This window comes from Dyella tabacisoli, from assembly GCF_003350925.1.
GTDB classification, from domain to species: domain Bacteria; phylum Pseudomonadota; class Gammaproteobacteria; order Xanthomonadales; family Rhodanobacteraceae; genus Dyella_C; species Dyella_C tabacisoli.
Genome location: NZ_KZ857184.1, coordinates 1 through 9,960, shown reverse-complemented (window position 1 = coordinate 9,960; position 9,960 = coordinate 1). Strand labels below are relative to the sequence as shown.

Below are 9,960 nucleotides of genomic sequence, written 5' to 3'. Positions count from 1 at the left end.
TCCCCGTTCCCCGTTCCCCGTTCCCCGTTCCCCGTTCCCCGTTCCCCGTCTCGATGGACGCTGCCGCCCGGATTAGGCAGACTCCCAGCAGTTTCCATGGATGTACTCACGCCTTATGCGCTTGCCACGTTTGCTTATCGTCAGCTTATGCCTGGGTTTGTTTGGGCTCAGTCTCTTTGCACCGCTGCCGGTGGCGCATGCGCAAGGCCAGGTTTCGCCTTATACGGTGACGGTACCGGTCAAAGACACCAGCGACGCACAACGCGACGATGCCTTTGGTACGGCGCTGAGCCAGGTCATGGCGCGGGTCGCCGGCGGACAAGACCTGCGCACTAAAGCCGGCTATGCCGATGCGCTGAAGGCGGCGCCGGGCATGGTGCAGCAATACCACTACCAGCGCGGCACCCCGGCGCAGGGCGGTATCAGCCTGCAAGTGATCTTCGATCAGGGGGCGGTGCAGCGGGCGGTGTCGCAGATGGGCGTGGCGAGCAATGCCGCGACGAAGCCGCCGGTGTTGCTGCTGGTGCGCGACGAGGACGGCAGCGTGCTGACCCGAGATGCGTTGGCCGCCTTGGCGCAAACGGCAGCCACGCGGGGATATAGCGTGGTGTTGGCCGATCCGTCCAAAGTCACCGATACACCGACAGTAACCAATGCCGATCCCGAGCAACTGGTTACGCTGGCGCGCCAATACAAGACCGGCCTGATTCTGCTCGGCCAGTTGCGTAGCAACAATGCCGACTGGAATCTGGTTTCCGGCGGGCCGCAGCAACGCTGGAGCAACACGGCGGCCGACAATGGCGCCCTGCTTACCGACGCCGGCAATGCGCTGGCGGATCGGCTGGGCAAGCAGCTCAACGTGATCGGCGCGGGCAATATCGACGGCAAAATATGGGTATCGGACGTGCGCTCGGCGATGGATTACGCCAATCTGCTAGGGGTGCTGCGCGCCGATCCAATGCTGCACCAGGTGGCGACGCTGAGCGCGCAGGGTGACGGCATGTTGCTGAGCGTCAAGGCGGGGCTGCCGATGACTGCCCTGGCAGTCAGTCTCACCGCTGGTGGTCGCTTACTGCAGGGCGAGGCACATAGCGGCGCCGACATCAGTCTGCGCTGGGTGCACTAGCCGTCAATCATGCCCGCCGCATCGCCCTCGTTGTGGCGTTACCTCCCCAACGCGATTTCGTTGCTGCGGATCGTGCTGATACTGCCGATCAGCATGGCTATTGCATCACACCAACCGCGCCTTGCGCTTGGCCTGATCGCGTTGGCCGGTGTGTCTGATGGGCTGGATGGCTTTCTGGCGCGCCGCTACGGTTGGCAGAGTCGGTTCGGCGGCATGCTCGATGCGGTCGCCGACAAGCTGTTATTGGTCGCCTGTTTTCTACTGCTGGCAAAAACCGGTGCCTTGCCGTGGTGGCTGGCGTTTCTGGTGCTGGGACGCGATTTATTGATTGTGAGCGGAGCGCTGGCCTGGCGCCTGTTGATTGGCCCCATCAAGCCGCAGCCTAGTTGGTTATCCAAAGCCTGCACCTTGGCGCAAATTCTGTATCTGCTGGCGGTTTTGGCCAGCGCGGCGGGCTGGCCGTCGATCTTGTCGCCATCGCTACAGACGATTACCGCCGTGCTGTGCGTGGTTAGCGGGCTGGACTATGTCTGGCGCTGGTCGTGGCGGGCGGGGGGTAGTAGAGCGGGGAACAGGGAATAGGGAATGGGGAACCTGAAGTTCGGAGGGATATGGCAGGTCCGCGTTCTTTTTTGAACTTTCTTTGTTTTTGCTCTTGCTTTTTTGCTTCTGCTTTTTAGGCTTTTCCCCGTTCCCCGTTCCCCGTTCCCCGTTCCCCGTTCCCCGTTCCCCGTTCCCCGTTCCCCGTTCCCCGTTCCCCGTTCCCCGTTCCCCGTTCCCCGTTCCCCGTTCCGCACCATGCGCTGACAGCCGCCCCCCGCATAGGCGACACTGGCGGACCGGCTTCGCTACTCAACGAGACCTTTTTGCCGATGAATCCGCTGTCACCCATGAGCCACGACACCTCCCGCCGCTGGCAGATGCTGGCGATTGCTGCGGGCATTCTCTATGTGCTCTGGCTGTTGTCGCCGGTGCTGATGCCCTTCGCGTTCGCCGGGATGATGGCTTACCTGGGCGATCCGCTGGCCGATCGGCTGGAACGGTTGGGCATGGGTCGCACGCTGGCGGTAAGCATTGTTTTCATCGTGCTGGTGCTGGTCGCGGTGGGCGCCTTGCTACTGCTGATTCCGCTGATTTCAGGCCAGGTCGACAATCTGCTGCAAAATCTGCCGCACTACGCGGAGTGGGTGCATAAGACGGCGATGCCTTGGCTGCAGGCCAAACTGCACCTCGATTCGCATGTTTTCGATACCAGCCGCCTGATGGCGGCGATCAAGGACCACATCGGCTCGATTGGCGAGGTCGCCTCCACGGTGCTGGGCCAGATCTCGCGCTCCAGCATTGGTGTGGTGATGTGGCTGACCAATCTGGTGTTGATACCGGTGGTGGCGTTCTATTTGCTGCGCGATTGGGACCGGTTGGTGGCCTGGATCGACGGCATCCTGCCGCGCTCCATCGAGCCGACCATCGCCCATCTGGCGCGCGAGTCCGACAAGGTACTTGGCGCATTCGTCCGTGGTCAGCTACTGGTGATGCTGGCTCTGGGCATCTTCTACGGCGGCGCCTTGTCTATCGCCGGCCTTTCGGTCGGGCCGCTGATCGGCATGGTCGCCGGCTTGCTTAGTTTCGTGCCGTATCTGGGCTTTATCGTCGGCTTTGGTTCGGCCTTGATCGCCGTGCTGGTGCAATACGGCGACTGGACCCACGTGCTGATCGTGGTCGGTATTTTTATCGTCGGCCAGTTGCTCGAAGGCTATGTACTGGTGCCGCGGCTGGTGGGCGAAAAGATCGGCCTGCATCCGGTCGCGGTGATTTTTGCGGTGCTGGCAGGTGGTTATTTGTTCGGCTTTCTCGGCGTGCTGCTGGCGCTGCCGGCAGCTTCGGTCATCATGGTGTTGCTGCGCTATCTGGCCGAGCGCTACCGGCATAGCCAGCTTTATACCGAAGAGGGGTCAGTAGATCCGGTGATCGCCGAGGTCGAGGTTACTGTCGAGACCGCCGCCGGCAGTGTCACAAGCGACACGTTAGTGACCTCCGCTGGCGATCAAAATAACCACACGACACGATGATTCCGCAGCTACCACTTGCCCTGCGCTGGCCGCGTCGTCAGCGTTTCGAACATTTTTATGCCGGCGCCAACGCGGTTACGCTCGCTGCGGTGGAGCGGCTGACGCGTGAGCCCGCCGCCTCGTGGCTGTATCTGAGCGGCCCCACCGGTAGCGGCAAAAGCCACTTGCTGATGGCCGCCTGCCAAGCCGCCAATGAAGCCGGTCGCACGGTGCAATACCTGCCGTTGGCCAGCTTGCGCGACAAGGCGGTGGCGATTCGCGGCGTGGCCGGTAGCGAGTTGTTGGCACTGGACGATCTGGGCGCCATAGCCGGCGACCGCGAAGCCGAGCATGCCTTGTTCGATGTCTATAACCAGAGCAAGGCCGAAGGCGCGACCTTGCTGTTCGCCGCCGATGTGCTTCCGGTGTCGCTGGGCCTGGGTTTGCCCGACCTGCGTTCACGTCTAGGTGCTTGCCAGCAAGTGCTGCTCAAGCCACTGGACGACACCGAGCGCCGCACCGTGCTGAGGAATCAGGCCGCTGTGCGCGGCATCGAGCTGGATGAGACCGTGTTGGATTGGCTGTTCGCCCGTTATGCACGCGATCTGGGTGCGTTGCTCGATCTGCTGGATCGTCTGGATCAGGCATCGCTGGCTGCGCAGCGGCGTATTACGGTGCCGTTTTTACGGAACTTGCTTCGTGAGACGGGTGAGCCGGGGGCGTGATATCTGGCGCGATGTTGGGGTTCGCGTTGCTCACCCCAACCTACCTGGCATGTGCAGGGTCGGATGCGCTTTGCGCCTGCAAGGGTGGATGTAATTCACTTCGGCGTGTGGGTAGGTTGGGGGGGCGTGAGCGAACCCCAACGTGATGCCGGCCGTGGCATATTGGGGTTCGCGTTGCTCACCCCAACCTACGTTTCGCTGGTTTTAGGCTTTTAACAGGCCGGGGGTGGCTTGTTGGCCGATGGCGTCGAGCATGGCCTGGGCCACATTCAAATTGCCGGCGATGATATTGCCGCTCTCGGGGATACCGTCGCGGCCGGCGAAATCGCAATAGCGACCGCCTGCTTCACGCACCAGCAGTACGCCGGCAGCCAGGTCCCAGGGCTTGAGGCCGATTTCGAAATAACCGTCGTAGCGGCCGGCGGCGGTGTAGGCCAGATCCAATGCGGCCGAGCCCGAGCGGCGAATGTCTTCGGCCTGGCCGAGCAGGGCGCGGGTCATATCCAACTGCGAGTTGAGGTGGGCGCGCTGACGGTAGGGAAAGCCGGTGGCAATCATCGCGCCGCCGAGGTTTTCGCGCTTGCTGACCCGCAGGCGGCGATCGTTGAGGTAAGCGCCATCGCCCTTGCTGGCGGTGAACAGCTCATCGCGCAACGGGTCGAATATCACGGCATACACCGGCACGCCGCGGTCGAGCATGGCGATCGAGACACAGAAATGCGGAATGCCGCGCAGGTAATTGTGCGTGCCGTCGAGCGGGTCGATCACCCAGGTCAGCGGGCCTTTGCCGGTAGCGCCGCTTTCTTCAGCGAGAAAAGCGTGTGTCGGATAGGCACGCCGCAGCTCTTTGACGATCTCCGCTTCAGCCAGTTTGTCGACTTCGGAGGCGAAGTCCATGCGTTGTTTCTCGACGACATTGAGTCCGTCGATACGGTTCATGTAGCGCAGGATGATGTTTCCTGCGGCGCGCGCGGCGCGCACCGCGACATTGACGGCGGGTCTGGGCATGGCTTCGGCTTTGTAAAAAGAACGGGGGTTTCGGCCGGCGATTCTAGCAGGGGTGGGGCGGGACGGGGAACGGGGGGGAGAGCAGGGAACGGGGAACGGGGGGGGAGAGCAGGGAACGGGGAATAGGGAATGGGGAACATGAAGTTCGAGGGGATACTGCAGGTTCGCGTTCTTTTTTGATTTTTCTTTGTTTTGCAGGTGGGGAACGGGGAATAGGGAATGGGGAACATGAAGTTCGAGGGGATATGGCAGATCCGCGTTCTTTTTTGATCTTTCTTTGTTTTTGCTCTTGCTTTTTTGCTTCTGCTTTTTAGGCTTTTCCCCGTTCCCCGTTCCCCGTTCCCCGTTCCCCGTTCCCCGTTCCCCGTTCCCCGTTCCCCGTTCCCCGTTCCCCGTTCCCCGTTCCCCGTTCCCCGTTCCACTATCCTTGCCGCCCCATGATCGCCAAGCTCTCCGCATGACTTCAGCCAACGACCTCATCGCCCTTATCCGGTTTGTGCTGGTGCGTACTTCGCATCCGGGCAATATCGGTAGTGCCGCGCGAGCGATGCGCACCATGGGTTTTTCGCGGATGGAGCTGGTTACTCCCGCACGCTTTCCCAGCCCGGAGGCGGTCGCCATGGCCGCTGGCGCCGATGATGTGCTGGAGGCGGCGGGTCTGCATGGTGGGCTGGTCGATAGTCTGGCTGGCAGCAATCTGGCGCTGGGCTTGTCGGCGCGGCGGCGCGGCGTGAACCTGCCGGAGATCTCGCCGCGAGAGGCGGCCGCGCAAGTGTTGGCAGCAGCGGCGCGTGGCGAGCAGGTGGCCTTGGTCTTCGGCAACGAGCGCACTGGGCTGGAGAATGAAGAGCTGGCGCGCTGCCATGCCATGGTGCGCATCCCCAGCGTGGACGATTTCAGCTCGCTGAACCTCTCCCAGGCGGTGCAGGTGATGGCTTATGAGCTGCGTGTGGCTTTGCTGGGCGAGGATCTGCCGCCGCCACCGGTGCCCCAAGATGCCGAGCCACTGGCGGACGCGGCGCAGATGGAGCGCTTCTACGAGCATCTGGCGCAAATGCTCGACGACATCGACTTTCACAAGGGCCGCGCGCCGACCACCATCATGCTGCGGTTACGCAAACTGTTTCAGCGGGCGCAAATGGACGAGCGTGAATTGCGCATGTTGCACGGCGTTTTCGCCGATGCGCAGCGGATGGCCAAGCTGGCCCGGCGCGACTGACGCGACCGGCTCAACCGCCCAGCTCGTCATCAGCCAGGTCACTGCCTGACGACGGCGTAATCAGCAGCTTGTCGATGCGCGCGCCGTCCAGATCCACCACTTCAAAGCGAATGTCCTGCCAGACAAAGACCTCGCCCGTCTGCGGGATATGCCCCAGCGCGGCCATCACCATGCCGGCAGCGGTGCGGTATTCGTGCTCCTGCTCGCCGGGCAGGTGATCGACATGCAGCAGTTCGCGCAGGTCATCGGTGGACAGCAAGCCATCGACCAGCCAGCTACCGTCGGCACGCTCGACAATCGGCGAATCAGCCTCATTACCATGACCGAGCTGGGCGGCACTGACGACCGCGGCGAGCAAGTCGTTAAGCGTCACCAGGCCCTCGATATCGCCGTATTCGTCGACCACCAGCGCCATCGGCGTTTCGGCATCGCGAAATTCTTCCAGCAGGTCCAACGCCCGTGCGGTGGTGGGTACAAACAGCGGCTTGGCCATCTGCCCGAACATGTCGGCGCTGCCGCCGGTGAAATTGCGCAGCAGGTTTTTGACCTCGACCACGCCGACAACCTCATGCTCGCCGCCGCGATACACCGGGTAGCGCGAATAAGGCGTGGCGCGCAGCACGGCGTCGTTGGCCTCCTGCGTGGCGGCGATATCCAGCCAGGCAATATGCGGGCGCGGGGTCATCACGCTGTCGACCGAGCGGTCGCCCAGGCGCAATACGCGATTGACCATGTTGCGCTCATCGGCATCGAGTACGCCCTGTTCGGCGCTTTCGGCGACCAGCAGGCGAATTTCTTCTTCGGTCACCGCCCCGCGGCCGCGATCGTTGACCCGCAGCAGGCGCAGTAACAAGCTGCTCGATACATTCAACAGCCCAACAAACGGCGAAGCGATGCGCGACAGCACCAGCATCGGCATCGCGACATAGCTGGAGACCTTCTCCGGCGCCGATAGCGCCAGCCGCTTGGGCACCAGCTCGCCCACCACGATCTGAATATAAGAAATCAGCACAAAGCCCAGCGCGATACCGATCACCCGCGCATAAGGCTCCAGCCAGGCGGCATGGCCTTCGTGCAAGGCTTGCGCGATATGCGAACCCAGAACGTCGCCAGCCAATGCGCCGGTGACCAGCATGACCAAGGTGATGCCGACCTGCACCGTCGAGAGGAAATGCTCCGGCGCCTCGGCGTGGCGCAAGGCCACTCGGGCACGACGGCTGCGTTTGGCCATTTGCTTGAGACGGCTCTTGCGCGAGGCCACCAGGGCCATCTCGGAGAGTGCGAAGAAGCCGTTGCACAGGGCGAGAACGACAACGAGCGCGATATCGGTCAGCATCGCGGCGACTGGTGGGTTGAGAGCATGTGCCGAGTGTAAACGAAGAGCAGAAGAGCCTGTTCACGATCGTTGAGCAAGGGGTTCAAAAACGGCCATACGGCTGGTTTTCGGGGTTCCAGCCAGGGTCCACGGGTGCGATGCGGGCCGAGTGTCCTGTAACATTGCTTTCACAAACCCGTTCTTTGCCCATCATCCCAGGCGCTATCCGCATGTTTTCACTGCAAACGATCTTCGGCAAAGGCGACAAGTTCTATGGCCTGCTCGAACAGAGCGCCGAAGCGGCGCACGAAAGCGCCAGGGCGCTGCATCAGCTCGTAACCGATGCCGATCACATGCCCGTCATGGCCTCGTTTGCCGCCACCCGCGCACGCGAGAAAGCACTGGCCGCACAGATCAGCGAAGAGCTGGTCAACACCTTCGTCACCGCCCTGGATCGCGAAGACATCGATGCGCTGAACTCGGCCTTGTATAAAATTCCCAAGACCATCGAAAAATTCGCCGAACGCTACGAGATCGTCGTTTCGCGCATCGCCGACGTGGATTTCGGTCAGCGCGCACTGATCCTGGAGCGCGCCACGGTGGTCGTCGTCGAAATGATCGGCGAGTTGCGCCGCGGCCTGCGCATCGACCCGGTGAAGAAACTGCAAGATCGCCTGCAGGCGCTGGAGTCCGAAGGCGACCGCATGCTGCTGGCGCCCTATCGCACGCTCTATGTCGAAGGCAATGACGCCATGCGTGCGATGTTGGCCAAAGACCTGTACGAGCTGCTTGAAAAAGCCATCGACAAATGCCGCGACGTTGGCAACATTGTTTATTCGATCGTGCTGAAGAACTCCTGAGGCCGACGCACATGTGCCTGTGTATCCCCCGTAGCCCGGCCCTTGCGCCGTCGGCGATCTGCCGTTTTCTGCGCGTGCGCGGAGGCCAGGCATGAGCATGGTCATCATCGTTGTGCTGATCGCGCTCGCTTTCACTTATATCAACGGCTTTCATGACACCGCCAACTCCATCGCGACCGTGGTGGCTACCAAGGTCCTGACGCCGGGCCAGGCGGTACTGCTGGCAGCCATCACCAACTTGATCGGTGCCCTATGGGGTACCGCCGTGGCCGCAACCATCGCGGCCGGGCTGATTAACACCGGCGTGGTCGAGGTAGGGTCGCACCTGCTGATCTGCGCGCTGCTCGCCGCCACTATCTGGAACCTCATTACCTGGTGGCTAGGCTTGCCGTCGAGTTCAAGCCATGCCCTGGTTGGCGCCCTGGTCGGTGCGGCGCTGGCGGCATCGAGCAACAACTTTGCTTCGATCATCTGGTTTCAAGATGGCGACCACTGGTGGCAAGGCAAAGGCGTAGTACCCAAGGTGATCGCACCCATGGTGATCTCGCCGCTGCTCGGCTTCGTCATAGGTTTCCTGTTGATGGGCGCCCTGTACGCATTGCTCAGTTGGTTTTCCCATCGCAGCGGATTCCTGCGCCGCTTAGGCCGCACGCCGTTCGTCAACAGCTTTTTCGGCAAGGCGCAAATCGTGTCGGCCAGCGCGATGGGCCTGGCCCATGGCATGAACGACGCGCAAAAAAGCATGGGCATCATCGCCCTGGCGCTTGCCGGCGCCACCACAGCCGGGCAGTTCAGCGATCTACCCGATTGGCTGAGCTTTCTACGCATTGAGGGTTCCAGCGCCGGTGGTTTCGTGATTCCGGTGTGGGTGACAGTGCTGTGCGCCTTGACCATGGCGGCAGGCACCGCCGGCGGTGGCTGGCGCATCATCAAGACGCTGGGCCATAAGATGGTCAAGCTGCACCCCATTAACGGGTTTGCCGCCGAGACCAGCTCAGCCGCCGTGATCCTCACCGCCTCGGTATTCGGTATACCGGTGTCCACCACGCACAACGTTTCCGCGTCGATCATGGGCGTGGGCGCGGCCAAGCGCTTCAATGCGATTCGCTGGTCGGTGGTGGAGCGGATGGTGTGGGCTTGGATTTTGACGTTGCCGGTGACGGGGTTGTTGGCATACGGGATGGTGCGGTTGGTGGGGATGTGGTGGTGATTCCTCTTTGAGGGGGGGCTTCGCTAGCTTGTCGCCTGCGGCGGTTTTCGGACCCCTGCCGGGGCCCGAGTCACTTTCTCTTGAGTAGCCAAGAGAAAGTAACCAAAGAGAAGGCCACCCCCATGCAGCGCTCTCCGGGCATCCTGCCCTACGAGTGCGTGAGGCTTGGCCGGGCTTTTCGACAGGGCTTCCTGCCCTGGCGAAAAGTGGCAGGCATCCATGCCTGCCACCCTGCGGGCCTGTCGTCCAAGCCTCACCGCTGCAAAGGGGCCCCGAAGAGCAGCGCGCGTCCTGCGCGCACTCGGGAGCGACTGCCAGCAGTCGCCGAAGAATGAAATGGTGAGGCAGCGTGGCTCCCTCCCCTGCTTGCAGGGGAGGGTTGGGGAGGGGTTCAATCTTGCGGCGAGGTTGGACCCCCTCCCAGCCTCCCCCTGCACGCAGGGGGAGGA

General features: G+C 62.3%; 9 protein-coding genes. 7 read left to right on the top strand and 2 right to left on the bottom strand.

Annotated features, from left to right (window positions below; genetic code table 11):
• Positions 1 to 100: 100 nt before the first annotated feature.
• The 4 genes from DVJ77_RS18985 to hda all read left to right on the top strand — a co-directional run bounded on the left by DVJ77_RS18985 (position 101) and on the right by hda (position 3,899).
• Complete coding sequence (locus DVJ77_RS18985) at positions 101 to 1,126, top strand: DUF2066 domain-containing protein (RefSeq protein ID WP_225428092.1); 1,026 nt, start codon at positions 101 to 103, stop codon at positions 1,124 to 1,126.
• A 9-nt stretch (positions 1,127 to 1,135) separates the two neighbouring features.
• Positions 1,136 to 1,708 (top strand): CDP-alcohol phosphatidyltransferase family protein, encoded by a 573-nt coding sequence (locus DVJ77_RS18980; RefSeq protein WP_114847106.1) that lies wholly within the window; start codon positions 1,136 to 1,138, stop codon positions 1,706 to 1,708.
• A gap of 308 nt (positions 1,709 to 2,016) precedes the next feature.
• Positions 2,017 to 3,195, top strand: a complete 1,179-nt coding sequence (locus tag DVJ77_RS18975; protein ID WP_114847105.1) for an AI-2E family transporter — start codon at positions 2,017 to 2,019, stop codon at positions 3,193 to 3,195.
• Entirely contained in the window at positions 3,192 to 3,899 is a 708-nt protein-coding gene (hda, locus tag DVJ77_RS18970; protein ID WP_114847104.1) for a DnaA regulatory inactivator Hda, read from the top strand. Before DVJ77_RS18975 ends, hda begins: the two co-directional genes overlap by 4 nt.
• A 204-nt stretch (positions 3,900 to 4,103) precedes the next feature.
• Here hda and DVJ77_RS18965 read toward each other — a convergent pair whose 3' ends face one another.
• Positions 4,104 to 4,907, bottom strand: a complete 804-nt coding sequence (locus tag DVJ77_RS18965) for an inositol monophosphatase family protein (protein WP_114847103.1) — start codon at positions 4,905 to 4,907, stop codon at positions 4,104 to 4,106.
• 457 nt (positions 4,908 to 5,364) lie between these two features.
• On the opposite strand from DVJ77_RS18965, the gene DVJ77_RS18960 reads away from it, so the two are divergent.
• Positions 5,365 to 6,126, top strand: a complete 762-nt coding sequence (locus tag DVJ77_RS18960; RefSeq protein ID WP_114847102.1) for an RNA methyltransferase — start codon at positions 5,365 to 5,367, stop codon at positions 6,124 to 6,126.
• A 10-nt stretch (positions 6,127 to 6,136) separates the two neighbouring features.
• On the opposite strand, the gene DVJ77_RS18955 is transcribed toward DVJ77_RS18960, so the two are convergent.
• Entirely contained in the window at positions 6,137 to 7,462 is a 1,326-nt protein-coding gene (locus tag DVJ77_RS18955) for a hemolysin family protein (RefSeq protein ID WP_114847101.1), read from the bottom strand.
• 209 nt (positions 7,463 to 7,671) lie between these two features.
• Here DVJ77_RS18955 and DVJ77_RS18950 point away from each other — a divergent pair, with 209 nt between their 5' ends.
• The gene (locus DVJ77_RS18950) at positions 7,672 to 8,301 is read left to right on the top strand and encodes a DUF47 domain-containing protein (protein WP_114847100.1); all 630 of its coding nucleotides are present in this window, start codon (positions 7,672 to 7,674) and stop codon (positions 8,299 to 8,301) included.
• A gap of 91 nt (positions 8,302 to 8,392) precedes the next feature.
• Positions 8,393 to 9,511 carry an inorganic phosphate transporter gene (locus tag DVJ77_RS18945; RefSeq protein WP_114847099.1) on the top strand — a complete coding sequence of 373 codons (1,119 nt, stop codon included), beginning with the start codon at positions 8,393 to 8,395 and terminating at the stop codon, positions 9,509 to 9,511.
• The last annotated feature ends 449 nt before the right edge of the window (positions 9,512 to 9,960 follow it).

What these genes read in the sequence shown, in the direction of transcription:
- DVJ77_RS18985 (WP_225428092.1), top strand. Translation starts at nt 101, where the DNA reads ATGTACTCACGCCTTATGCGCTTGCCACGTTTGCTTATCGTCAGCTTA.
- DVJ77_RS18980 (WP_114847106.1), top strand. Translation starts at nt 1,136, where the DNA reads ATGCCCGCCGCATCGCCCTCGTTGTGGCGTTACCTCCCCAACGCGATT.
- DVJ77_RS18975 (WP_114847105.1), top strand. Translation starts at nt 2,017, where the DNA reads ATGAGCCACGACACCTCCCGCCGCTGGCAGATGCTGGCGATTGCTGCG.
- hda (WP_114847104.1), top strand. Translation starts at nt 3,192, where the DNA reads ATGATTCCGCAGCTACCACTTGCCCTGCGCTGGCCGCGTCGTCAGCGT.
- DVJ77_RS18965 (WP_114847103.1), bottom strand. Translation starts at nt 4,907, where the DNA reads ATGCCCAGACCCGCCGTCAATGTCGCGGTGCGCGCCGCGCGCGCCGCA.
- DVJ77_RS18960 (WP_114847102.1), top strand. Translation starts at nt 5,365, where the DNA reads ATGACTTCAGCCAACGACCTCATCGCCCTTATCCGGTTTGTGCTGGTG.
- DVJ77_RS18955 (WP_114847101.1), bottom strand. Translation starts at nt 7,462, where the DNA reads ATGCTGACCGATATCGCGCTCGTTGTCGTTCTCGCCCTGTGCAACGGC.
- DVJ77_RS18950 (WP_114847100.1), top strand. Translation starts at nt 7,672, where the DNA reads ATGTTTTCACTGCAAACGATCTTCGGCAAAGGCGACAAGTTCTATGGC.
- DVJ77_RS18945 (WP_114847099.1), top strand. Translation starts at nt 8,393, where the DNA reads ATGAGCATGGTCATCATCGTTGTGCTGATCGCGCTCGCTTTCACTTAT.